This window comes from Collinsella sp. TF08-11AT, from assembly GCF_003437035.1.
Lineage (GTDB): Bacteria > Actinomycetota > Coriobacteriia > Coriobacteriales > Coriobacteriaceae > Collinsella.
Genome location: NZ_QSRL01000008.1, coordinates 72,891 through 97,737, shown reverse-complemented (window position 1 = coordinate 97,737; position 24,847 = coordinate 72,891). Strand labels below are relative to the sequence as shown.

Sequence of the window (24,847 nt, the reverse complement as noted above, 5' to 3'; positions counted from 1 at the left end):
TCCTGCGGAGTGCGCCGGGAGGGAACTTGCTCTCCGCCCTGCGGGCTCGGCGTTGCCACAACGGGCAATAATTAATCTGAATAAAGATGGTGCGCGGCCTATTGGCCGCGCGTTGTGCGTGGATAAGAAAAGGGCCCAAGGTTTGTGCCTTGGACCCCAAAGAGTTGATGAACTGGCTTAAGACTCGGCCGTGATTGTTAGAACTTGACGGTCGGTGCCTGGCGGGCGGCCTCAGCTGCTTCGAAGCCCTGGCGCTCCTTAAACTGGAAGATGCCGGCAAAGATGACAGCCGGGAACGTCTGAATGGCGTTATTGTAGCTGAGCACGCAATCGTTGTAGCTCTGGCGTGCATAGCTAATCTTGTTCTCAGTATCCTCGAGCGATGCCTGCAGCTGCGTAAAGTTGGTGTTCGCCTTAAGGTCGGGGTAGGCCTCGGCTACGGCGAAGAGCTGGCGCAGCGCACCGGTCAGCACGTTGTCGGCTTCCATTTTGGCCTCGGGCGTGGTGGCCTTGACGGCGGTGTTACGCGCGCTGATCACGGCGGAGAGCGTCTCCTGCTCGTGCTTGGCGTAGCCCTTGACGGTCTCGACCAGGTTGGGGATCAGGTCGTTGCGGCGCTGCAGCTGCGTATCGATGTTCTGCCAAGCGTTATCGATGCGGTTACGCTTGGTGACCATGTTGTTGTAGATGCCGGCGATGGCGCAGACAATCACAATGACAACAACGATGCCGATGATGACGGTAATCATGATGTCTCCGTTTCGAATGGCCGCGGCGGCATGCGCCAGCTGCCGTTGGTATAACGCTACTAGTATACCCGCAACGTTTTGCCGTGCCGAACTTTCCGGTAAGCGTTATGTTTTCGGCGGGGTTGGCACCGGGGCAAAGCGCGCGAGGTACAGGTGTAAGATATGCGACAGATTGTCGAGTGTTGTCTTTGCCCTGAGGATGGCGATACCAGTGGACCTTCGCATTAAGAAAACCTACCGTGCCCTGTTCGATGCTTTCACCGAGCTTCTCGAGGAGCATCGTTTTGAGGACCTGACGGTTGCCATGCTGTGCGACCGCGCCATGATTCGCCGCACGACGTTCTACAAGCACTTTCGCGACAAGAACGACTACTTTGCCTTTTATATCGATGAGCTCATGTCGGGCTTGCCGCAAAAACAGCCCGATGAGGCCGGCACAGTGTCTGCCGAGGACGTGCGCGCGCTTCGGCACGCGATTTTGGACGATGCCATGGACCTGATTCTGGCCCATGAGCAGCTCATGGACAACATTTTGGCGAGCAGCATGTCGGGAATGCTGACCAACGTTATTTGCGACCGCATTGCCCGCTCCATCCGCGAGCGTGTGATGAACGTGCTTGCCGAGGATGCCCTGGCCCCCGTGTCACTCGAGACGACGTCTGAGTTTGTCGCCGGCGGTATTATTCGACTTTTCACGATATGGTGGGAATCGGGCCATGATCTTGAGCGTCGACCCGAGATGGCCGACGTGGTCGATGCGCTGTTTGAGCGGACCATGACACCGGTGCATCACTAAAAGTGGCGGAGAGAGGGGGATTCGAACCCCCGGAACGCTCTCGCGCTCAACGGTTTTCAAGACCGCCGCATTCAACCGCTCTGCCATCTCTCCGTGAGTCGTAATGATAGCATCGTTTTGAATTTGCAACAGGGAAGGCGAACGATGACGATCACCGAAATCGACGAGAAGTTCATGCGCGAGGCGTTGGCGGAGGCGCGAGCCGCCGCGGCGGTGGGCGAGGTTCCCATCGGAGCTGTAGTGGTGCGCGACGGCGAGATCGTCGCGAGGGCGCATAATCGTCGCGAGCTCGACCAGGACCCTTCGGCGCATGCCGAGTTTGCGGCCCTGTGCGCCGCTGCCCAGGCGCTTGGCCGCTGGCGCCTTTCCGACTGTACGGTCTACGTGACGCTTGAACCCTGCTGCATGTGTGCGGGGCTTATGGTCAACGCGCGCGTGGGGCGCTGCGTGTATGGCGCGAGCGACGCCAAGGCGGGCGCGTTGGGATCCCTATACGATTTGAATGCCGACTCGCGCCTGAATCATCGGTTTAATGTGACCGCCGGCGTGCTGGCAGACGAGTGTCGTGAGGTGTTGAGCAGCTATTTTAGTGGGCTGCGTGGCACCGATGGTGCTGGCTGCGGTTGTGGGGCCGATCTTGAGGCGCATGCCGCTCATGCCGAGGCGCTCGCGTGTGCCGAAGATATTGCCGTTGAGGCGGTCGATTTTGGTGCCGCGTGCCGCCGGCCCCGCCGTGTGCTGTTGGCGATCGATTCCTTTAAGGGTAGCGTGTCGAGTGCACAGGCGGAGGCGGCGGTTGCCGGAGGCGTGCGACGCGTTTGGCCCGATGCCGAGGCGTGCACATTGCCGCTGGCAGATGGCGGCGAGGGAACGCTCGATGCCGTTGCCGCGTGCGGCGGTGAGATAGTGACCTGCGAGGTGGCAGGTCCCTTGGGCAAGCGTGTGCCTGCCCGGATGCTGGTTGATGTCGAGCGCGAGTCCGCGGTCATCGAGATGGCCGAGGCGGCCGGCATTGGGTATTCGCCTTGCACGGAGTCGGCGGCGTTGGCGGCCACAACCTATGGCGTGGGCGAGCTCATGCTTCGCGCGGTTCGCGCGGGCGCAAAGACACTCTATATTGGTCTGGGCGGCAGTGCCACCAACGATGGTGGCGCCGGTATGCTGCAGGCGCTTGGCGCCCGCCTGGTCGATGAGTGTGGCTGCAATATCGCGCCGGGGCTCGCGGGCCTTGAACACGTGGCGAGTATCGATTTGGCACCGGCGCTTCGGGCACTGAATGGCGCGCGTGTCGTGGTGCTTTCCGATGTCGAGAATCCGCTCGTGGGACGTCGCGGGGCACTTGCGGTGTTTGGCGGGCAAAAGGGCCTGCCGACAGACGATGTCGAAACACTGGGCGGGTACGACGGCTGGATGGTCGGCTACGGTCGCCTGCTCGATACGGCGATTGCCGAGGCTCGGGCTCGGGGATTGCTGCGCGTGCCCGAGGGCGCGCGGACGTTTGGCTCGGTGCTCGGCGTGCCCGGCGCCGGTGCTGCTGGCGGTCTGGGCGCCGCGCTGCTAGCACTCGGTGCAGAGCTATGCTCGGGCGTGGAGACGGTGCTCGACCTCGTGGGGTTTGACGAGCGCGTGCGCGATGTCGATCTGGTCATAACGGGCGAGGGCAACATGGATGAGCAGTCTGCCGCCGGCAAGGCGCCGGTGGGTGTGGCCCGCCGCGCCAAGCGATATGGCAAGCCGGTGGCCGCTGTCGTGGGCGGTCGCGCCGACTATCTGGACGCGGTGTATGGGCAGGGCATCGACTTGGTGCTTCCGATCTGCCGCAAGCCCATGCCCCTCGACCAGGCGCTCGGTGTGCAAGAGGCCACAACCAACCTCATCTGCGCCGGCGAGGCAGCTGCCCAAGCCTATGACCTCGCTCGCCTCTAAAACCCATCCCCTCGATAAGTTGCGGTGAAATACGGAGTGTTTTTGCCTTTAAGGTGCCAATTCAGTCCGTATTCCACCGCAACTTCGTGAATGGTCATGCGAGGCTGGTCGCCTTGGGTCGGACCGTCCGCCACGAAATGCGGCCATCTACTACGTTTAACCGACCACCCTCGACCATCTCGGAATTTGCAAAAATAAAACCGCAGGTAGAGAGCTTGCCGGTTTTCGAAAAAACCGGCTATGGTTGACCCCTGCGGCCTAAACGTAGTAGATAGGCCACTTTCGTGGCACAGCGTCAGACCAGTCTTTTTGGAACGGGGCTATTATGACTACTTGCCGATTCGATTGCCCGAGTAGTCAAAAAAGCTTCGTCCCAAATTAGCTACCTTGCCCCATCGGGCGGGAGCGGGTAAGATATATCGAGCGCCTAGCGCGTTCGATGGGTTCGGATGACGACATGTTCCGAATCTGGTCAGGTCCGGAAGGAAGCAGCCATAAGGAGCCTCTGTCGGGCATCCGAATCCATCGAGCGCGCTTTTTTGCGCGGTTTTCCAAACCGCGCAATGTTCGACGCTGCGCGCCACCCAGAGCGACAATTTGTCAAAACATCGACGGCTACGTGCTTCAAGAGGCGATGAAGTGTTTGGTGTCTCGCTGGTCCTCGGCTTCGCCTGCGGGATCGCTCGACTACCAAGCGCCCTGCCGGCACTCGCGGGTAGCCGACCAAAACTGCCTGAAGGGTCACATTTATCTGATAATTGAATCCCTGGCGTTATGTCGCTCGCTGACTGCGCCAAAACAGTGGCGTTTTTTACCACCGCTCAAGACTCTTCTGTAACGAGTTGCTTACGCATCTTCAGGGTTCGCCGTACTATCATGAATCAGATTGAAGAGAGATGATGATAGGGAGCGCCTTTTTATGATTGAGCTGCTCAGGCGTTTTGGTGGTAAGTTTCGCCGGTATATGGTGATTGGCCCTGCGTGCAAGCTGATCGAAGTGATCTTTGACCTGCTTACGCCGCTGGTGATTGCCCAGATGATCGATAAGGGCATCGGCGCACACGATGTCAACGCCGTCGTCCGTTACGGCGCGGTGCTCGCCGCCATGGCTGTAATCGGCATCTCGTTTACGCTCGTCTGCCAAAAGATGGCGGCGCTGACCTCGCAGGGCATGGGCACCGACATCCGCGGTGCGCTCTACGGGCACATTAATAAGCTGAGCTATGCCGAGCTCGACCGCTTTGGCACGCCGTCGCTTATCACCCGCATCACCAACGACGTCAACCAGGTGCAGCTCGCTGTGGCGCTGGGCGTGCGCATGCTCATCCGCTGGCCCTTCCTGGCGGTGGGCTCCATGGTCGCGGCCCTTGCCATCGACCTTAAGCTCGGCATTATCTTTTTGATTTGCACGCCCGCCATCGGCCTGGTGTTTTGGTTTGTCATGGCGCGCTGTATCCCGTACTACAAGCAGCTGCAGGCAAAGCTTGACCGCATCGCGCTTATCTGCCGCGAGGGCCTTTCGGGCGCCCGCGTGGTTCGCGCCTTCGTGCGCGAGGACCATGAGCGCGAGCGCTTTGCCCAGGCAGCCGACGACCAGGCCAATACTGCCATCGCGGTGGGCAAGCTCTCGTCGATTCTCAACCCCGTCACGTTTCTTGTGATGAACCTGGGCGTGTGCGCCATCCTGTGGGTGGGCGGTATCCAGGTCAACGTGGGCGAGCTCACGCAGGGCCAGGTCATGGCGTTTGTGAACTACATGACGCAGACGCTCACCTCCATCGTGTACGTCGCCAACCTGGTTGTGGTCTTTACCAAGGCGAGCGCCAGCGCGTCGCGCATCAACGAGGTGCTCAATTGCATGCCGAGCATCACCGACGAGGACAACGAGACGGTCGCACTGCCCGAGCCGGGCAATGTCGCTCCCGTTCCTGCGCTGAGCTTTGACCATGCGAGCTTCTCGTTTGGCGCCGGCGCGGCCAATGCTGTCAACGATGTGACGCTGGAGCTCCCGCTGGGCAAGACGCTCGGTATTATCGGCGGCACGGGTAGCGGCAAGTCCACGCTCGTTTCGCTTATTCCGCGCCTCTACGATGCGAGCACCGGCAGCGTGAGCGTGATGGGTGCCGACGTGCGCACCTGGCCGCTCGACCAGCTGCGCCACGTGGTCGCGACCGTACCGCAGCGCGCGTCGCTGGTGAGCGGCACGATCCGCAGCAACCTGACCTGGCGTGACGAGTCGGCAACCGACGAGGAGCTCTGGGCGGCGCTCGACATGGCGCAGGCGAGCGAGTTCGTGCGCAACAAACCGCAGGGGCTCGATGCCCCGGTCGAGGCGGGCGGCAAGAACTTTAGCGGTGGCCAGCGCCAGCGCCTGACCATCGCGCGCGCCTTGGTGGGTTCGCCTCGGATATTGATCATGGACGACTCCGCCTCGGCGCTCGACTTTAAGACCGACGCGGCGCTTCGCCGTGCCATTCGCGAGCGCAGCATGCGCGGTGCCGCCGAGGGCGGGCTGCCGCTCACGACGGTGATTGTGAGCCAGCGCGTCTCGACCGTGCGCGACGCCGATATGATCTGCGTACTCGACCACGGCTCGGTTGCGGGCCTGGGCACGCACGATGAGCTGTACACGACCTGCCAGCTCTACCGCGAAATCTGTCAGTCGCAGCTTCGCCGTGAGGAGCTCGAGGGTCAGCAGGGGAGCGCGTCGCCCGCCCCCGCCCCAGGCGCCGCGCCCGCCTCGACTGCCCCCGCATCCGTCTGCACAAAGGAGGGCTGCTAGATGAATCCGTATACTTCCTCCGGTTCGGTCGCCACGATGACCGCTAACGTGTCCGGCAACGATAACCTTAACGACCTGGGCGACGGTCCGCGCCAACCCGGTGATCCCGAGCGCTATCCCGTGGGTGCGGTGACCCGCCGCCTGATGGGTTACGTCCGTCCGCACCGTATTTCGTTTACGGCGTCGTTTGTGAGCGCCGCCGTCTCGGTGATCTTACAGCTCTATACGCCTATTCTCATTGGCGAGGGCATCGACCTGATCGTTGCCGCGGGCCAGGTGAATTTCGATGCACTGCTGCCGCTTGTCACCAAACTCGCGATTGTCGTCGTAGGTGCCGCGGCCTTCCAGTGGCTGCAGGGCTACTGCGTCAACCGCCTGTCCTACGAGACGGTGCGTGACATGCGCGTGGAGGCGAGCGACAAGCTCAGCCGTATGCCGCTCAGCTTTATCGACAGCCATGCCCACGGCGACCTTATGAGCCGCGTGGTCAATGACGTCGACCAGGTGGGCGACGGTCTGCTGCAGGGCTTCACGCAGCTCTTCACCGGCGTTATCACCATCGTGGGCACGCTCGCGTTTATGCTCTCCATTAACCTGGCCATGACGCTCGTGGTGGTGCTCGTCACGCCGCTTTCCATTTTTGCAGCCGGCGCCATCGCCAAGCTTTCCAACAAGAGCTTTACGGCACAGCAGCGCATCCAGGGCCAACTTGGCGGTCATATCGAGGAGTATGTTGGTGAACAAAAGCTCGTGGACGCCTTCGCCTACGGCCCGAGCGCTCAGCAGCGCTTCGATGTCCTCAACGCCGAGCTCTATACGGCAGGTGAGCGCGCACAGTTTATGGGCTCGCTCTCTAACCCCGGCACGCGCTTTATCAACAACATCATCTACGCCGTGGTCGCCGTGATCGGCTGCGTCGGTGTGATCACAGGTGTGCCCGCGGCGCTTACGGTGGGCGGCGTGCAGATTTTCCTGTCCTACGCCAACCAGTACACCAAGCCGTTCAACGAGGTCACCAACGTCATTACGCAAATCCAGACGGCGTATGCCTCGGCGCGCCGCATGTTTGCACTGCTCGACGCCCGTGAGCAAGAGCCCGATGCGCCAGATGCCGTGGAGCTTGCTGCCCCACAGGGCGAGGTGACCTTTGAGCACGTGGACTTTAGCTACGTGCCCGACCGCAAGCTGCTGCAGGATATCTGCATCGATGCCAAGCCCGGCATGCGCTTTGCCCTGGTCGGCCCCACGGGCTGTGGCAAGACGACGCTCATCAACCTGTTGCTGCGCTTTTACGATATCGACGCCGGTCGCATTGCGGTCGATGGCCGTTCCTCGCGTGACTACACGCGCGCAAGCCTGCGCCGTGCCTTTGGCATGGTGCTGCAGGACACTTGGCTGTTTGAGGGCACCGTGGCGGAAAACATCGCTTACGGTTGCCCGGATGCCACGCGCGAACAGGTTATCGAGGCTGCCAAGCGCGCGCATGCGCACAAGTTTATCGTGCAGCTGCCAGGCGGCTACGATACGGTGATCGGCGAGGACGGCGGCACGTTTAGCCAAGGTCAAAAACAGCTGCTGTGCATCGCGCGCGCCATGCTCACCGACCCGGCGATCTTGCTGCTGGACGAGGCGACCTCGAGCATCGATACGCGCACCGAGCTGCAGGTTCAGGCGGCATTTGACGAGCTCATGGCCGGTCGTACCAGCTTTGTGGTGGCGCATCGCCTGAGCACGATTCGCAACGCCGACTGCATTCTGGTCATGCGCGACGGCGAGATTATCGAGCGCGGCACGCACGACGAGCTGCTAGCGGCAGGTGGCTTCTACGCCGAACTCTACCGCAGCCAATTCGCCCAGTGAGCAAGCCCGTGGGGCAAATTAATCAGGTTTGTTTGTCCCATAGAGCGATCTTGTTATATAGCGTTCTACCAGCGCGTGAAACATTTTGACGATACTCCGTGACACAATTTGACGGCGTTTTGTGAAACAGTTTTTCGGCCATTCGTGAAACGTTCTGCGGCGGTTTCAATCCGAAGTACATACTGTTCGAAATCTGTCCAAAGATGTCGTCTGCGTCGCCAATCGACAGACGGTGGTTTACATCTGTCACGTTAGTACTAAGATATTCATCTAATAAATTGCATTAGTGGCTTTAGTTTTGGGGGAAACGAGGCAACGTGACTATGACGTGCTCTTTGGTGGTTAACAGCAAGAGCGGTAATACCAGAATGGTTTCGGGTGCGATCAAGCGCACTCTGCAGGCTGCGGGCGTTGAGTTTGTCCATGCTGCGGCGTTGAGCGACGATGCGGATGCAGATCAGGTTGCGCTCGAGGCGCAGGGCGCCTGCGCGGCCGACACGGTGCTTGTCGGTTTTTGGTGCGACAAGGGCGCGTGCACGCCTTCGGTCGCGGCGTTGCTCTCCGCCTTGCACGGTAAGCGCGTTTTCCTGTTTGGCACCTGCGGTTTTGGCGCCAGCGAGGAGTACTTTAGGCAGATTATCGACCGCGTATCGTCTAACTTGGCTAATGATGCCGAGCTTGCGGGCTGGGCGATGTGCCAGGGCAAGATGGGCCCCGCGGTCAAGCAGCGCTACGAGGCCATGCTCGAGCGAGATCCCGAAAACGCCCGATTTAAGATGCTGCTCGACAACTGGGTTGCCGCGAAGGATCACCCCACCAAGGAGGATCTGGATAACATGGCCGCAGCCGCAAAGAAGGCCGTGCTGGGCGAGTAGCTTCGCCGTTCGCGGTCCTTCGTGCAAAACAATACAAATGTGAAAGCCTCGAAGTTCTCGAGGCTTTTTTCGTGACACGAGGGCGCCCCTTTATTGATGGAAGGCCTAATAAGCTGATTGTTCTATGCCCGGATGTGTGCGGAGTGGGATGGGATTTCCGGATGGGTGGGGTTGCGGAAGCTGCGTCCCGGAATTTGTGATCGGAGTGGGATGTGGTTTCCCAACGGGGCCACAAGCGGAAGTCGCATCCCACTCCGGACGGGAATTCTGGGACATGGCTTCCAGAGGGCTGTGGGCTGCAAACTACATGAGGCTGTCATAAAGCTACAAAAAGAGGGTTAAAAATAAAGGGCACTTCCAGCAATTTGTTTTAATGTGGGGGGGGGGGGGTACCATTATTTTAGTTCCGCAAAAAATCGAACCTTCTATGGGGAAGTTGCGTAGGGGGTTAGTTATAAGTATTGGATAAAACAGACTAATTTGGGGATAAATGACCACTTACGCCAAAATAAGTAGCATTTAGCGATAAAACATTGAAAAATGTGTAGCACATCGCTATGTTTTTATTACGAAAAGATTCCAAATTGGCTTATTTCGGACTCACTTTTCAAGCGCCTTGCGGTTCCTGTTGAAACTTGCTGACCTTTGGATGGGTCGAATAGGTCCTCAAGGGGGATGAATTATCACTTTGACGGCGCGTAGACTCAAACGATTTATTGCACTTTTGAGTAGCTTGGCGTTCGCGCTTGTCATAGCCCTTGCCGTTGTTTCTTTTGTGCCTCGCGCATTTGGATACACGCCCTTTGCTGTGCTTTCGGGCTCTATGGAACCCGAGCTTCCCGTTGGCTCCATCGTGTTTGTCCGCCAGGTTGAGCCAACGGATATTGCCGTGGGCGACAATGCAACCTTTTACCGATCGGACGGCGCCGTGGTGACGCACCAGGTGTACGAGATCGACCCTGCCGCGCAGATGATCGGCACGCAGGGAATTGCGAACAAAAATGCAGACGGAAGCATCATGCACGATGCCGAGCAGACGCCTTTTTCGAGTGTTATCGGCACTGTTTCTTTTTGTGTCCCTTACCTGGGCTTCGTCAACGCATATTGCACGACGATGCCTGGTTTGCTTGTTGTGGTTGCCGTTCTGGCGCTGCTGATCACGGCGTCGATAGTGCTCGATCGGATGGTTCCCGACGAGCCTGCGGGCAAGCATGCCCGCGTGCATGCGAGGGAGCGGCGTTCATAGCGGCAGGGAAAAGCGTCGGCGGCGGTAGGGGCCGTTGCCGGGGAAGACGATTCTCGAAAGGAAGAGAACGATGGAAAACAAGAAGAAAAAGCGCTACGGCATCATTGCCGCCCTGCTGCTGTTGGTGCTGGCTGCCGGCGTGGGTACCTATGCATGGCTGACGGCGCAGTCGAGCCTGACCAACAACTTCACTACTGCGGGCATCAACCACCCCACCACTAATCCTGATAATCCGGATCAGCCGATTCCGGATGACAAGGCTAAGGTCAACGGCAATCTGACCGAGACTAACTGGGTTGCGGACTCCAAGCTCGCCCCTGGCGTGTCTGTTCCTAAGAATCCTAATGTCGGTATTGGCAAGGGGTCCGAAAACGCTTATGTGTACGTTTTCGTGAAGAACGAGACAGCGTCTGCTGGGACTGCTGATTCCAAGACGACTTACTTCACCATTAACAAGGGTTGGGAGGCCGTTGAGGCGACCGCTGTTGAGGGCGAACCGACTCATTATCTCGGTGGCCTTTTCGTTTATGTTGGCAATGAGACCGAGGCCACTCCGCTTATTGCCAGCAAGACCGAGGACAAGTGGACCGGTGAGCTGTTCAGCAATGTGACTACGCCCAAGGAGACCGAGCAAAAGGATTTCGCCAAGGATGCCAAGATGACGGTCAACTGCTTCGTTTACGCTGAAGACAGCACCACTGAGGGCTCGGCTGCGTCTGCTGAGGCTGCTGCCAAGGATTGGGCTAAGGACCTGTAGTAATCCAACCCCCTCCACCGAGATCCCGGTCCGCTCCCCACCCCCATTTTCGGGCCGGGATCTCGGTCCCCCCCTTATCGACGATTGGCGAACGTAATGCTCAATAATCTTTCCGACAATCAGAAACGCACCTTGGCGCTTGCCGCGATGGCGCTGTTGGCCCTGGCGTGCCTGTGCGGCACGCTGGCTTTTACCGTTGATATGGTTCCGGCGAACAACGTTCTATCGTTTGGCAGCGTGAAGGTACGAGTCTGCGAATACACCCTCAACGAGCAGGGCGAGGAGATTCCGTTTGAGCCCAACGAGCACGGGGACTATCCCGACACCAAGGCCGGGGGTTCTGACATCAGCCGCATTGTGCGCGTGGAGAACGCTGGCACGCAGCCTGAGTACGTTCGCGCGCGTCTGCGCATGACGTCGGTGGCGCCCGACGGTTCGAGCGCGGATGCTTCGGGCAGCGTTGCGTTTCATGTGAACGCGGGCGAGGGGTTCCCGTGGGTCGATGGCGGCGATGGGTGGTACTACTACCGCGGATTGGCCGGGCGTGGCGGCACGCTCGACCCCGGCGCCATGACGGAAAGCCTCATGGACTCGCTGCGCTTTGTGGACGACTACCACGATGCCGCGCGCGGCGGCTCATTCAGGCTCGATATCGATGTTCAGGCCGTGCAGGCCAAAAACCAGCAGGCAAGCGATACCGCCCTCGACGTACTTGACGTTGTGGGTTGGCCGGAGGCGAACTAGCCTATGAAGATCAAGAACATGAACCGGGGCGTGCTTAGCAGGCTAGTTGCCGTCGCGACGATTGCCATTTGCTGCGTTATGGCGCTGCCGACGGCGGTGCATGCCGAGGACGTGCCCGAGAACAAAAACGAATTCCACATCAAAAACGAGGCTGACTTTTTGTCGTGTGTGGCGCTGTCGCGCGAGCGCGATACGTCCGGCTGGCACGTTTATCTCGATAACGACATTGAGCTCGACAGCGACGACATGAAAGACATCGTTGCAAACACCGTTAAGCATCTGTCGTTTGGCAACAAGGAGCATCCGTTTAAGGGCGTGTTCGATGGTCAAAACCACACCGTTGAGGGCCTGAACTACGATAAAGACGCTTTTGACCCCGAGCGCGATACGGGATTTTTTGCCGAGACCAACGGTGCCACCATCAAAAACTTCCTGGTCAAGGACGCCAACGTGTGGGCGGACTTCCGCGGTGGCATTATCGTGGGCAAGGCCGTCAATACGCGTTTCGAAAACGTTATGGTCATGGAGAGCACGCTGCACGTGACCTGCGCCAACAATGCTCTCAACCTCATTACCAACGCAGGCTTTGAGGGCGGTCTCATCGCCGGCGAGCTCGACGGCTGTACCCTCTATAACTGCGAGGTACGTGGTGGCCGCGCCGTTAACAACACGACTTCGGGCGTGCAGGCGCTCGGCGGTGAGGGTCTGTATATGGCGGCGTTTGCCGGCTACGTTGAGAAATCGACTATCGAGTACTGCCGCGTGACGCCGACGCGTAAGGACGACGGCTCGATTGCCGAGAAGGGCATGACCGACGTCACCAATAAGTACGACGTGGCCATTGGCGCCCTGGGCGGCAACAACGTGTACGCCTCGGGCTTTGTGGGCTGCATGGCAGGTGACGCCAAGATCATCGACTGCTTCTCGACGGCCCAGTGCTACAGCTATGCCGCGTCGTACGTGGGCGTTGTCGCCGTGACGCGCGCGTGGGCGGGTGGCCTGGCGGGTCGTATTTTAACCAAAGAAGGCAATGAGCTCGTCCGCAGCCACTTTGCAGGTGACCTGAGCTCGCGTCAATACAACCCCATCGCCGTGATCCCCATCATCCAAAACGACGTGAACCTGGGCGGTATTGCTGCGCGCGCCAACAAGGGCGACGCCACGGTCACCGAGTGCTACTTTAAGCCGAGCGTGAGCCTAAACGGCAGCAGCCAGGGTACCGCGGCTAAGAAGAAGATCCCCTCTTTTGGCGGCGACGGTACCACCAAGGGCGACGGCTATGGCCCGTGGGACGACGAGCGCTATACCACGCGTGAGCTATGGGAAGAGCACGACTACGACTTCTGTGCCGGCACCATGCGCTCGACTGCCAATAACGATTATCTGGGCGGCGACCATGCAAACGAATGGGCGATGGATTACAAGCTGAATATCCCCGTGCATGGCCAAAGCGTTAAGGCGACGATCGATTTTCCCGGTGCGGGTACCGCGACTATTACGGCAACCAAACTCGGTATTGATCAGGCGACCTCGGATCCGTATGCCTTTGCCGTGAGTGCCGTGCTGGCGGGAACTGCTCAGGGCTTGGCCCAGGGCGATACCTCGGTAACGTTTAAGCAGGAGACCTCTGCAAAGCCTGCCGACCTGAGCGAGGCGAACGGCGGCTACCGCTTTATGGGCTGGTTCCGCGAGCCCGATGTGCGTGTGAACCGAATTGGACAAGACAACAGCTGGTTTGACGGCAAGACCGATGCCGATGCTGTGGCTGCTGGCAAGCAGGTCCAGAAGAACGAGGCAAACGACAAAACGTCGACCTATACTGCCGATAACGCGAAGGGGGCCGAGGCCTTTAAGGGCAACGACCTCTTTATTGCTTCGTACGAGGCGCAGGTGCTGTTCTATAACGTCAAGGGTGAGATGCTCTCGTGGCAGAGCGGCGAGGCGCACGACAAGTCGACGGATTGGTACCGCTATGGTGTCGGTTTAACGCCGGTTGCCCCTGCGGACCGCGGCACTCTATCTGCCAGCGCCACCTTTATTGGTTGGACGACGCAGCCGAGCGGCGAGGCCGGGATGCATGGCGGTTACGCGGCCATCACCTCGCCTAAGCTTGCCGAGCTAAAAAACGCCGGTGCGTTCTATCCTGCCGGCGCTGAGATCACTGTGCTTGGCCCTACCGATTTTTATCCGGTGTACACCGACTATGTGTCGAACATCATGACGGTGTTTGAGGGCAATGAGCAGGATGCAATCGACGATCAGACTCGGCGCGATGGTGTGGGCAAAACTGACGTTAAGGTTGAGACTGACGAGGATGGCACCGGTGTGTACACGGTGCGGGTGTGCGACGTGGACAACAAGCCTTTATCAGAGGACGGTGCGCTGCCCGACGGCTACCGTTTCCTGGGTTGGTATGAAAACAAGGGAACCGAGGATGCCCCGCTTGAGGTGCGCGTAAGCCGCGATCCCAGCTATACGCTCCCCACCGATGTCGATTTAACCGCGCCGCATACCTACATCGCCCGCTTTGAGTACCGAGTGGATTATTACGTTCGGGCTTATACCAACCATGAGTTTACGGACAGCAAGCTACTTTGTTCCGTTTGGAATCGCTATCAAACGCCCTTTGAGGAAAACGTCGGTAGTACCTTCGTGCGTGAAAACGTCGTCCACTGGGGCCCGGAGCATGTTGACCACGGTATAAAGGATAGTTATGAAACGTGTGGCACACGCTTCACGAAGGAAACCCTTGTCGTGAGTCCCCTTAACGCGTACTCGCACAACGTTAAAAACGATACGGGAGCCGATACTCTAAAAAACCTCTATGCCGATACCGATTTTCCAGGCGCTGCAACGCTAAGCGATACTTGGACTTCGGCTTCGCTGAACGTAACGGTCAAACCGGTGAATGATCGCTATCGCCTGAATTTCTGGACGCTTGAGCGCGATGGTGAATATTGGACATATGTGAAAAATCCCATCGAGAGCATGGTGCGTACAGATAAGAAGTACTACGTTCGCGCGATGATTACCACGGACGTTAATTTCTACAACAAGGGCGATAATGTCGTGAGGACTGCCACGCGGCGCTATGAGAGTAACTTGCTGCAGACCAAGGTGAACGGGGCGGATCCGACGTTCACGTATTACTACCCGCATGTTAATAAGTCGGTTAAAGTGGCCGAAAAGCCAGAAGATGGTGAGAAGGGATCGTATGAGAGCCCCCTGACCCTCGAGTCTTCTCCGACCGATACTGAAATGGCCGTGCGGAATCCTAAGGGCGAGCCGGATCCGAGATATAAGTTCTTGGGTTGGATTTCGACCGCCGAGGTCCAGAAGGATTCTCCCGTCTGGAACTATATCTATGATGTCGCCAACGACCCCTATGTGACGAGCGATCCGGAAAAGGCGGCGCCATACTTGGCGACGGATGACTTCAAGGTCACCAAGTGTCAGGATGCCTATCCCGTCTACGCAAAGTTCGACGTCAACTACACCACCAACCTGCACCGCGCCGGTTTTAATGGCACTTCCGAGGTGAATGTTCCTAGGTATGACATCACCCCTAATCTCAATGCGGACAACGATCCCGCCACGGCAACGGTGACTCCTGATATCGAAACGACGGTATACAAGTCCGGCGGCGAGTTATACAAGCTGAATAAGGTCGAAATCGAACTCCCGAACGGTGAGGTTAAAAAGCTCGAACCTAACGGCGATAACTCGTATTCCTATCAGGTGGAACCCGGCGGAGCCTATACATTTGTGGCGTACTATTCGCCGTTGGCGGTCGTGTACCATCTCAATGCCAAAGATGTGGATGGCAAGGTAGCCCAGCAGGGCGATACGCTCGGCAGCCTTAAGGACGGCATCCCGCTGCCGACGTATAACGTTGGCGACATCGATGATGCAACGAACGCATACAATGCCTTCGTAGGCTGGACGGAAACTAAACCGGCATCCGGCAACTGTTATGTCGTTTGGTCGGACGGCCTTCCCATGGTGAATACAAACACTGTGGTTAACGCCCCCATGGAGCTGTACCCGGTCTACCGTGCCAGCGCGGTAATTGTCCAATCGAATATCGATGCCAATCTGGATAACCCCGATTCCGTGCGTTCTCTTTCGCGCACCGACTCTGGCGATCAAATTTCGCTGGAAGTAAGAGCTACAGCTGAGGTTGTCGGCATTGACGGCACCAAGTACGACTTTGTCGGCTGGTCGCGCGACTATGAACCCGATGGCAAATACACCCTGTTGACCGAAGACGATAAGTATCCCCTCGAGGGTAGTGAACCCTTTAAGGGCGCGACGTATACCGCGGTGTACAAGGTCACGCCGTATAAGGTGCGCTATCACAGCGTCGACGGGGCGGTCATCTTTACGGCGACGGTCGACTCGGGCGACGAGCGCGCGCAGGACGGTAAGCCTGGCTTTGTCTACACGGTCGATGTTCCCAAAATGGACGAGAGCGGCAACCCTTTCTACGACAACGACGGCAATCCTGTGATGGAGCAAAAATCCGTGGCGTACGATCCGGACGCCCACTCCAAGATCGTCGCGCTGCTCGATGAACAGGCTGCTGCCAATGGCGATAAGCGCGAGCTCTTCTTGGAGTGGCGATATGTGGGTGCCGATGGCACTGCAAAGTCTTGGGATGAGTTCAAGGGCGAGCCAGTCAAGGGCGACATGGACCTGTATCCCGTGACGTATCGCGTGGTTGCCAACGATACGTCTGATCCCGCGAAACCCGTAACCATGACCGCGCAGCTTAAATGGCTGCTCGATCCCGCCGCCGCCAACACCGTCGATGACGGTGCCGACCAGGCGCCGTTTAAGGTCTGCTTTGCCGAGCCGTTTATGGGAACACAACTGACCGTTACGGTAACGCAGGCAAGCTACGGCCCTGGTGCAGAGGGCGTTTCTGCGGCGGAAAAGCCTGTGAACGGCAAGTTTGTCTCGCTCTACAGTCTGGGTTCGGGTGGCGGCTCGTTCGACCTGGCCAACCGTCTGGAGTCCAAGAAGACGGGCGAGGGCGATCAGGGCCCCGGCAAAGCCGTGTTCAACTTTGCCCAGACTCATGCGCTGACGATCGTTAAAAAGACGACCGATGCCAGCGCTATGGGGCAAACGTTCCGCTTTAAGGTAACGCGAAAGATGTCGCAGGATTCTCCTGCCGAGACGCGCATGGTCGAGGTGAAAGTCGATAAGCAGCAGCCGGAAAACGGTGAGACCTGGTATGTCGGCAGCGTGCAGTTCGCCGCTCCGGCGGGCATCTATACCGTCGAGGAAGATACGGCTTGGGCATGGCGCTACCGGGGCGAGCTGAGCACGCCGGGCAAGGCGCCCGGTAAAACTGCCGAGCTGACGATTTCGTCTGCTTCGAGCGCAGGCGACGCCGTGGTGACGTGCGTTAACACGCGCGCGAAGGACAAATGGGTCGATGGTGGCTCGCGTGCCAAGAATGTTTGGGAAAACGGCACGCTAAGGAGGGAGGACTAGGATGGGTAAGCGCAAGCAGATCGTTGCCCTCCTTGTCGGCGTTCTTCTTTTGGCTGGCGCTGCCGGCACCTTTGCGTGGCTTTCGGTTACGGGCGTGCTGGTCAACGAGTTTGGCTTTGGTTCGGTGGCGCCCTCGGTAGACGAGAAGCTCAATGGCAACGTGAAGAGTGACGTCACGATTACAAACAAGGGCTCGGCTCCGGCATACCTGCGTGCTGCGGTGGATATCTACTGGCAGGACCAGGATGGCGCGCGCCTGTGGGATGAGCCGGTCGAGGGTACCGACTACGCCATTGTGTGGGGCAACGTGTCCAATGCCTCAACTACTGGCAGCGCCTCGTCTTGGGTTCGCTCGGCCGACGGGTTCTACTACTGGACGTCTCCTGTTGCGCCGCTCGACAAGACGGGCGTGCTCATCAAGGGCGTGTCCGAGAAGAAGGCAGATGGTAAAAACCTAGTTGTTGACATCTCGACCCAAGCGATTCAGTCTACGCCCGACGATGCGGTCACCGAGGCATGGAACTGTACGGTCAAAGATGGCGTGCTGGTGCCGCCGCACGGAGGTGCGTAAGCATGGCTTTACCGATTTTCAAAGACGTTGCGCGTTCCTTGCGTTGTGTGGTCGCGGCCATTTTCTGCGTGGTCGCGCTCGCCGTTCCTGCCCGTGCGTTCGCCGATACGCCCTCGATTGCCTATGACGGAAATGCACGCCAGCTAACGGTATCGGGAGCGACGGACTCCTCGGGGGAGCCCGATCTGTTTCCAGCCTTTAAAGATCTAATGCCCGGCGATGTACGCGAGCAACAGATTGGGGTTCGTGCCACGGGTGTAAAGTCCCAGGTACGTGTGTTTGTGCGGGCTGTTGTCGATCACGAGACGGCACATCTGCTGTCGCCCATTACCCTAACGGCGTCGGCGGCCGATGCGTCTGCCGGTTGGCTCCAGACGGGAACGCCGGGCAGCGTGTTTGCCTATCCCACGCAGGTCGCAACGTTTACGAGCGATGGCAGCACGGTACTCAATTTGCAACTAAGTGTCCCGACGTCGGTGGGCAACGAGCTTGCCGACGCAAACAAGGCAATTCGCTGGGAAATCACCGCCGAAGACGATGGCGAGAAGATCCCCGTACAACCTGCTGGCAGCAAGAAGCCCGGCTTGCTTGGTCTGGCGGCAACGGGCGACAACACGCTCGCTTTGCTTTTGGTGTTGCTGGCGCTTGCCATCATCGCTTTTATAGCCGCGCTTCTCTTGTCCCGGAGGAACAAGCGCTAGGTCCATCTTCTAAACGCAACGCCCTCCTGGGCGGCGGGCACGAAGTTCCCAGCTCTACAGTCCTGCGCAAGACGAAGGCCACATTAAGTGGTCTTCTTTGCGTGCGGAACTCGCGATGAACTTCGTGCCCGCCGCCCGGGAGGGTGTCTCTTTATTGATAGAAGGCCTAATAAGCTGATGATTTCATGCCTGGATGTATACGGAGTGGGACGGGCTTTCCGGATGGGCGGGGTTTCGGAAAGTGTGTCCCAGAATCGGCGCTCAGAGTGGTCCCCACTTTCCGGTTGATGTCTTGTCCGGAAACTATGTCCCGGAATTAAGGCTTGGAATGGAATGCACTTTCCGGTTGAGAGCCTTAGCGGAAAGTGCGACCCGGAATTTTCTCTTGAAGTGGGATGCGCTTTCCCAACAGGCCCTCAAGCGGAAACTGCGTCCCATTCCGAAGGCAGATTCCGGGACACACTTTCCGAATATAAAGAAGGCCACTTAATGTGGCCTTCAACTTATATATGTTGCGGATGCTTTCATGACAAGCCGCGCTTCAACACCGAGGCGTCTGCCTGGCGACGCGGAATGTAAGGTTCATCGCGAGTTCCGCACGAGCCGGAGAGCACTTAATGTGCTCTCCGTGCGAGCAGGACTGTCCGAGCAGGGAACCTTACATTCCGCGCCGCCAGGCAGACGAACCAGTTAAGACGTGTCGCTACTTGATCTTGGTCGTGCCCGGTGCCAGGTTGGGGTCGGTCTCGTTGGCCTCGGTCTGGAAGTGCTCGGTATACACGTTCTTGCCGTCGCGGAACATCTCGTAGTACTGCATCTTGGCGTAATCCTCGCGCGCCTTGGTGGCGGCTGCTGCGGCGGCGTCGTCACCGGTGACGTTGGAGGAAAGCGCCCAACGCAGGCTGGCGTCCTCGTAGCCCACCGAGTTGATGGCGGGCAGCGACTCGCGCAGCGTCATGTGCGCTTTCTGGTAGTCGGTCAGCGGGGCGCCGATCAGCTGCATCAGCTGGGTGGACAGGTAGTTGGTGGACAGGTCGTCGACCTCGCTCGTCTGGTCGCAGCCGGCGACGTCGTAGTTAGCCCAGATGATGTAGTCGGTCTGCCACAAGCGCTCCTGGTGCGTGGCGTCGTCCTCGCCGGTAAACCACTTATCGTTGAACTTGGACGGGAAGAACGGCTGGTGGTCGCCCCAGAACACCACGACCACCTTGCGGTCGAGCTTGCTCAAGGCGTTAAGGAAGTAGCGAAGCGCCTGGTCGGACTGCTCGATGCACGAGACGTACTCGTCGACATCGGACAGCGTGCCGTCCTCGACGGTCTTGGCGTCCAGATCGGTCGTGTCGATGTTGAGGTGCATCTGCTTATCTGCCGGCAGCAGGCCCGTGTCGTAGCCCGAGTGGTTCTGCATGGTCACATCGAAGATGAACTGCGGGTCGGCGTTCTGGTCGAGAAGCTCCAGAATCTTGTCGTAGGTAGCCTGGTCGGTCACCATGCCGCGCAGGGTATCGGCGCCCTGGAAATCGTTGATGGACAGGAACTGGTCAAAGCCAAAGTCCTTATAGACGTTCTCGCGGTTCCAGTTGGTGGCGTGGTTGGGGTGCATGGCCGTGGTGGAATAGCCGAGCGATTTGAACTGCTCTGCCAGGTTCCCGGTCGTCTCCATGTTGTAGATGGTGTAGGGGTACACGCCCGAACCCAGGTTGGCCATGGAGTTGCCGGTCATAAACTCAAACTCGGTATTGGCCGTGCCGCCGCCGTAGGCGCTCACATAGAGCTTGCCGCGGCTGAGGCAGTTGGACAGGTTCTTAAAGTACTGCGGGCCCTCGTAGCCGGCGCGCATGTTCTGATAGATCGACAGGTCCGAGAACGTCTCGTTCATGATGGCGATGACCGTGGGCTTCTCGCTGTCGAACTGCTCCTTTGCGGCGGTGCGCTCGTCGCTCTTGGCGGCGTCGGACTTGTCGTAGGCCTTGGCGTATTTTTTGAGCGTGGCCTTGGCATCGTCGACGGAGTAGTCGGCGGGTTTGGGCGGCTTGATGGACTGCGCCGCACTAATAAAGGCAGGCAGGTAGCCCTCGCGCCAGTAGCTCTCGAGCGGACGCCAGGTGTAGACGGTGATGCCGAGAGTGTTGTAGTAGTCGATGAGCGTGACATGCGCGGTCACACCGCCCAGGCATAGCACTGCCACGAGCAGGTTGGTGAGCAGCATGCGCTTGGCGCTGGCGGCACCCTTCTGACGGTGCGGTGCCACCAGGCCGGCGTACTCGCACAGCAGCATGGCGATGGCGGTAAAGCCCATGGACAGCACGCAGAACAGCGAGATCGAGAAGGTGTAGCCGTTGCCGGCGACCGCGGCGGCGGTGGAGATGGCCGAAAGGTCGCCCGGCTGGATGGGCATGGATTTAAACGTGATAACGAAGAACTCGGCAATGCCCAGGACAAAGAGGGCAAAGGCCAGGACCGCGGGAGCTGCGCCGTGGCGCTGGAATAGGAAGAACAGGCCGGTCATGAGCACGGTGATGATGGCCCACTCGAGCAGGATGCACAGGGGGTAGACCCAGGTAAAGTCGTGGTTGGACGAGACCTCCATGCCCAGCAGCGCAAAGACGCCGGCGAGCAGCAGGCACAGGACGGCGGCGACGAGCGGTTTGCCCACAAAGGCGCCGCGCAGGCGGGCGAGCTTGCCAGTGGGGGCGGGAGCGTCGGCCGAGGCGAACGCAAAGACGCGCGGTGCGATGCGGTCGCGGGCGATGCTGGCCCAAGCGCATCCGGTGAGAATGGCGTTGGTCAGGATGAGAATTACAAAGGCGAGCGGCTCGTTTTGAGCGACGAGGCCAATGGCGCCCCAAATGGTCAAAAAGAGCTGGAACAGGCCGAAGGCGACGCTCCACCCAAGAGCGCTTTTGGCAACGGTGCCCGACTTTGCGCAAATGGCCTTGGCCTCGCGCAAGACAAGGTAGACGGTCGCCGCAAGACCGACGAGCGAGATGGCGGCAGCGAACATGCTGAGACTCCTCACAAACTAAAACCTACGAAAGCGGGGATTTACCCGATTGTTACCAAGATATGCGCAGCAATTGGTGGCTGCGCACACCAACCAGCCATATTAACGCGCGCGTGTGGCGGTGTGGCGCAATGTAGTGGCGACCTGCGCGATAATGGACGGGAATTACACGGAAACGTAAAGGCTTCTTAAAGAAATGGCGAGGGTAGGGCAATGAGCGAGCAGGTTTGCGAGGCGGACATGGGCGGCGACGGAGCTGCGGGCGTGGATACGTACGGCTATCCGGTCGAGACTACGGGCAACGCGGTACTGGACATTTTGGAGCACCGCTCGTCCACGCGCGCTTTTGCGCGCGATGACGACGGCCGTCCCGTGGCGGTGACCGACGAGCAGCGGGCGGCGATCTTGCATGCGGCGAGTCGCGCGCCGTCGGCGGGCGCCATGATGATGTATTCCATCGTGAGCATTCGCGAGCAGGCTACGCTGGACCGTCTGGCCGACCTGTGCGATCACCAGCCCATGATCGCCAAGGCGCCCTGGGCACTTATATTTGTGGTCGATTATGCCAAGTGGATCGATCTGTTTGAGCACGTGGGCTGCTTTGAACCCGAGTTTGTCGGGCGCACGGGCAAGGCGCCCCGCCGCGCGCCGGGTTTGGGCGACTTTGCCATCGCGGCGCAGGATGCCGTGATCGCCGCTCAAAACGCCGTGGTTGCCGCCGAGGCCCTGGGGCTGGGGAGCTGCTACATCGGTGATATCGTCGAGAACGCCGAGGAAGTTGCCGCACTGCTGGACTTGCCTGCCTATACCATGCCGCTGTCGATGCTCATCATCGGCACGCCCCGTAAGGAGCGCCCGGCAATCGCGCATCCCGTGGTGAACCTGGTGCACGAGGAGCGTTATTGTCGCGCCGACGCCGCGACGATGGATGCGCAGGTGGCCGAGATGGATGCGATGTTTCGCCCGCACGCCCGCGAGGTGGGCGAGCGCGTCATCGACATCTACACCCGTAAGCACACGAGCCCCTTTATGGCCGAGATGAGCCGCTCTATGGAGTGGTGGTTCAAAAACTGGCTCGGAAAATGACGAATGTGACAAAGGGGGCGTCCCTTTGTCACATTCCATATCGCCGCGGTGGCCTAAAGGCCGCATAAATGTTTATCTAGCTGGGAAAACGGTGCCATTAAAATATGTGCTGATTACATATAATCCCGTCGAACGTTAAAATTGGGAGGAAACCGGCTTATGGAACAAAAGGCAAAGGAAGTAGCCTCGCACGCTGCGATTCCTGTGAGCATCTCGGCGATGCTCGTCACGCTGGGCGTGGTGTATGGCGATATCGGCACCAGCCCCATGTATGTAACCAAGGCGCTCGTTGCCGGCAACGGCGGCATCGGAAGCGTCACGCAGGAGTTCGTGCTCGGCGCGCTCTCCCTTGTCGTGTGGACGGTCACGCTGCTGACGACCGTCAAGTACGTGCTGATCTCGCTGCGCGCCGACAACCACGGCGAGGGCGGCATCTTTGCCCTGTACAGCTTGGTCAAGCGCTGCGGCAAGTGGCTCATCATCCCCGCCATGCTGGGCGGCGCGGCGCTCCTCGCCGACGGCATCCTGACGCCTGCCGTTACCGTCACCACGGCCATCGAGGGCCTGCGCACCATCCCGGCGGTCCATGCCGTGCTCGGTGACGACCAGGGTCGTGTCGTCGCCATCACGCTTGCCATCATCATCGCGCTCTTCTTGGTGCAGCGCATCGGCACGGCCAAGATCGGTCACGCCTTCGGCCCCATCATGACGCTGTGGTTTTTGTTCCTGGGCGGCACGGGCCTGTTCTTTGTCTGCCAGTATCCCGCGGTGCTGCTGTGCCTCAACCCGTTGCGTGGCATCGCTTTTCTGCTGAGCCCCAACAACCATGCGGGCATCATGATTTTGGGCAGCTGCTTCCTCGCTACCACCGGTGCCGAGGCGCTCTATTCCGACATGGGCCATGTGGGCCGCGGCAACATCTATGCCACCTGGCCGTTCGTTAAGTGCTGCCTGCTGCTGTCCTACATGGGCCAGGGCGCGTGGCTTATCAACAACGCCGACAACCCGGAGCTCATGGGTATCGCCGACCTCAACCCCTTCTACCAGATGCTCGCCCCGGGTCTGCGCCCCTTTGCCGTCGGCCTTTCCACCGTCGCGGCCATCATCGCCTCGCAGGCGCTCATCACCGGCGCATTCTCGCTGGTGTCCGAGGCCAGCCGCCTGGACCTCATGCCGCATATGCAGGTCTTCTATCCTGCCGAGACCAAGGGCCAGCTCTACATCCCCATGGTCAACAACGTCATGCTCGTGGGCTGCGTCGTCGTGGTGCTGCTGTTCCAGAACTCGGCGCACATGGAGGCCGCGTACGGCCTGGCCATTACCCTGACCATGATGTGCACGACAATGCTGCTCTTCTTCTATCTGCACGTGGAGCGCAATCTCAAGGTCGCGCCGTGGATCTTTGCCGCCTTCTTCCTTTTGCTCGAGGGCTTCTTCTTTGTGAGCTCGCTCACCAAGTTCTTCCACGGCGGCTACTTCACCATCCTCATGGCTGCACTCATCATGGGCATCATGGTGTGCTGGTACAACGGTACGGCGGTCGAGCAACGTCAGTTTACGCTGCTGCCGCTGCGCAGCTATCTGCCGCAGCTCAAACGCCTGCGCGACGACGATCGCTACGAGCTCATGAGCGACAACATCGTGTACCTGACCAAGGACACCAACACCGACTATATCGACCGCGATATCGTCTACTCGATTTTGGATAAGCACCCCAAGCGCGCTCGTGCCTGGTGGTTCGTGAATGTCGAGACCATGGAGGAGCCGCATACCTTTGCCTACTCGGTCGAGACGTTCGGCACCGACTACGTATTCCGCGTGCATCTGTATCTGGGCTATAAGATCAACCAGCGCGTCAATGCTTACCTGCGCCAGGTTGTTCAGGACCTGGCTGCCAGCGGCGAGCTGCCGGCGCAGACGCACGATTACTCGGTCTACAAGGACCCGGGCAACATCGGTACGTTTAAGTTCGTCATGATCCGCAAGCTGCTGGCGCCCGAAAGCGACGTGGAGCCCAGCGAGCGTACGGCCATCACGCTCAAGTACATCATCCGCCGCGCCGCCGGCACGCCTGCGCGCTGGTACGGCCTGGAGAACTCCAACGTGAGCTTTGAGTACGTGCCGCTGTTCACCAAGTTTAAGGCCGTGAGCAAGATGCAGCGCCTGCCTCCCGACGAGCGTCCGTAGTCGACGTCTGCTGTTTGTCTAGCGACCGCAGGCTGCAAAGGCTATACACTTGAAACCACCA

15 protein-coding genes, 1 tRNA gene and 1 other RNA gene are annotated in these 24,847 nt (G+C 59.3%); 14 read left to right on the top strand and 3 right to left on the bottom strand.

Annotated elements, in window-relative coordinates:
- Positions 1-197: 197 nt before the first annotated feature.
- A complete protein-coding gene (locus tag DXC79_RS06665; RefSeq protein WP_082421874.1) occupies positions 198-749 on the bottom strand; it encodes a LemA family protein in 552 nt (183 codons plus the stop codon).
- A 211-nt stretch (positions 750-960) separates the two neighbouring features.
- Here DXC79_RS06665 and DXC79_RS06660 point away from each other — a divergent pair, with 211 nt between their 5' ends.
- Positions 961-1,545 (top strand): TetR/AcrR family transcriptional regulator, encoded by a 585-nt coding sequence (locus DXC79_RS06660; protein ID WP_099432361.1) that lies wholly within the window; start codon positions 961-963, stop codon positions 1,543-1,545.
- 3 nt (positions 1,546-1,548) lie between these two features.
- Here DXC79_RS06660 and DXC79_RS06655 read toward each other — a convergent pair.
- Positions 1,549-1,638, bottom strand: a tRNA-Ser gene (locus tag DXC79_RS06655).
- Between the two features lie 51 nt (positions 1,639-1,689).
- Here DXC79_RS06655 and tadA point away from each other — a divergent pair.
- From tadA to DXC79_RS06600, 11 genes are all read left to right on the top strand, one after another.
- Complete coding sequence (gene tadA, locus DXC79_RS06650) at positions 1,690-3,471, top strand: tRNA adenosine(34) deaminase TadA (RefSeq protein WP_117635595.1); 1,782 nt, start codon at positions 1,690-1,692, stop codon at positions 3,469-3,471.
- Positions 3,472-3,907: 436 nt separating this feature from the next.
- Positions 3,908-4,003, top strand: an RNA gene (gene ffs, locus DXC79_RS06645) — signal recognition particle sRNA small type.
- Positions 4,004-4,390: 387 nt separating this feature from the next.
- Positions 4,391-6,253, top strand: a complete 1,863-nt coding sequence (locus DXC79_RS06640) for an ABC transporter ATP-binding protein (RefSeq protein ID WP_233503039.1) — start codon at positions 4,391-4,393, stop codon at positions 6,251-6,253.
- Positions 6,254-8,113 (top strand): ABC transporter ATP-binding protein, encoded by a 1,860-nt coding sequence (locus tag DXC79_RS06635; protein WP_117635594.1) that lies wholly within the window; start codon positions 6,254-6,256, stop codon positions 8,111-8,113.
- A 323-nt stretch (positions 8,114-8,436) separates the two neighbouring features.
- Positions 8,437-8,988 (top strand): flavodoxin family protein BilS, encoded by a 552-nt coding sequence (bilS, locus tag DXC79_RS06630; RefSeq protein ID WP_117635593.1) that lies wholly within the window; start codon positions 8,437-8,439, stop codon positions 8,986-8,988.
- A gap of 688 nt (positions 8,989-9,676) precedes the next feature.
- Entirely contained in the window at positions 9,677-10,234 is a 558-nt protein-coding gene (locus DXC79_RS06625) for a signal peptidase I (protein WP_370445757.1), read from the top strand.
- A gap of 70 nt (positions 10,235-10,304) precedes the next feature.
- Entirely contained in the window at positions 10,305-10,991 is a 687-nt protein-coding gene (locus DXC79_RS06620) for a hypothetical protein (protein ID WP_117635591.1), read from the top strand.
- Positions 10,992-11,087: 96 nt separating this feature from the next.
- The gene (locus DXC79_RS06615; protein ID WP_117635590.1) at positions 11,088-11,735 is read left to right on the top strand and encodes a hypothetical protein; all 648 of its coding nucleotides are present in this window, start codon (positions 11,088-11,090) and stop codon (positions 11,733-11,735) included.
- Between the two features lie 3 nt (positions 11,736-11,738).
- Positions 11,739-17,237, top strand: a complete 5,499-nt coding sequence (locus DXC79_RS06610) for a hypothetical protein (RefSeq protein ID WP_117635589.1) — start codon at positions 11,739-11,741, stop codon at positions 17,235-17,237.
- A gap of 1 nt (position 17,238) precedes the next feature.
- Positions 17,239-17,808 (top strand): hypothetical protein, encoded by a 570-nt coding sequence (locus DXC79_RS06605; RefSeq protein ID WP_117635588.1) that lies wholly within the window; start codon positions 17,239-17,241, stop codon positions 17,806-17,808.
- Between the two features lie 2 nt (positions 17,809-17,810).
- The gene (locus tag DXC79_RS06600; RefSeq protein WP_117635587.1) at positions 17,811-18,509 is read left to right on the top strand and encodes a hypothetical protein; all 699 of its coding nucleotides are present in this window, start codon (positions 17,811-17,813) and stop codon (positions 18,507-18,509) included.
- Between the two features lie 703 nt (positions 18,510-19,212).
- Here the strand turns inward: DXC79_RS06600 and DXC79_RS06595 are convergent.
- Positions 19,213-21,513, bottom strand: coding sequence for an LTA synthase family protein (locus DXC79_RS06595; RefSeq protein WP_117635586.1), 2,301 nt, complete (start codon positions 21,511-21,513; stop codon positions 19,213-19,215).
- Positions 21,514-21,726: 213 nt separating this feature from the next.
- On the opposite strand from DXC79_RS06595, the gene DXC79_RS06590 reads away from it, so the two are divergent.
- Together DXC79_RS06590 and DXC79_RS06585 are read left to right on the top strand one after the other, a co-directional pair.
- Positions 21,727-22,599, top strand: coding sequence for a nitroreductase family protein (locus DXC79_RS06590; protein WP_117635585.1), 873 nt, complete (start codon positions 21,727-21,729; stop codon positions 22,597-22,599).
- A gap of 159 nt (positions 22,600-22,758) precedes the next feature.
- On the top strand, positions 22,759-24,786 hold the full coding sequence (locus tag DXC79_RS06585) for a KUP/HAK/KT family potassium transporter (RefSeq protein ID WP_117635584.1): 2,028 nt from the start codon (positions 22,759-22,761) through the stop codon (positions 24,784-24,786).
- The last annotated feature ends 61 nt before the right edge of the window (positions 24,787-24,847 follow it).

Excerpts from the sequence above, each read along its gene's own strand:
- DXC79_RS06665 (WP_082421874.1), bottom strand. The coding sequence starts at position 749 with ATGATTACCGTCATCATCGGCATCGTTGTTGTCATTGTGATTGTCTGC.
- tadA (WP_117635595.1), top strand. The coding sequence starts at position 1,690 with ATGACGATCACCGAAATCGACGAGAAGTTCATGCGCGAGGCGTTGGCG.
- DXC79_RS06640 (WP_233503039.1), top strand. The coding sequence starts at position 4,391 with ATGATTGAGCTGCTCAGGCGTTTTGGTGGTAAGTTTCGCCGGTATATG.
- DXC79_RS06635 (WP_117635594.1), top strand. The coding sequence starts at position 6,254 with ATGAATCCGTATACTTCCTCCGGTTCGGTCGCCACGATGACCGCTAAC.
- bilS (WP_117635593.1), top strand. The coding sequence starts at position 8,437 with ATGACGTGCTCTTTGGTGGTTAACAGCAAGAGCGGTAATACCAGAATG.
- DXC79_RS06620 (WP_117635591.1), top strand. The coding sequence starts at position 10,305 with ATGGAAAACAAGAAGAAAAAGCGCTACGGCATCATTGCCGCCCTGCTG.
- DXC79_RS06615 (WP_117635590.1), top strand. The coding sequence starts at position 11,088 with ATGCTCAATAATCTTTCCGACAATCAGAAACGCACCTTGGCGCTTGCC.
- DXC79_RS06610 (WP_117635589.1), top strand. The coding sequence starts at position 11,739 with ATGAAGATCAAGAACATGAACCGGGGCGTGCTTAGCAGGCTAGTTGCC.
- DXC79_RS06605 (WP_117635588.1), top strand. The coding sequence starts at position 17,239 with ATGGGTAAGCGCAAGCAGATCGTTGCCCTCCTTGTCGGCGTTCTTCTT.
- DXC79_RS06600 (WP_117635587.1), top strand. The coding sequence starts at position 17,811 with ATGGCTTTACCGATTTTCAAAGACGTTGCGCGTTCCTTGCGTTGTGTG.
- DXC79_RS06595 (WP_117635586.1), bottom strand. The coding sequence starts at position 21,513 with ATGTTCGCTGCCGCCATCTCGCTCGTCGGTCTTGCGGCGACCGTCTAC.
- DXC79_RS06590 (WP_117635585.1), top strand. The coding sequence starts at position 21,727 with ATGAGCGAGCAGGTTTGCGAGGCGGACATGGGCGGCGACGGAGCTGCG.
- DXC79_RS06585 (WP_117635584.1), top strand. The coding sequence starts at position 22,759 with ATGGAACAAAAGGCAAAGGAAGTAGCCTCGCACGCTGCGATTCCTGTG.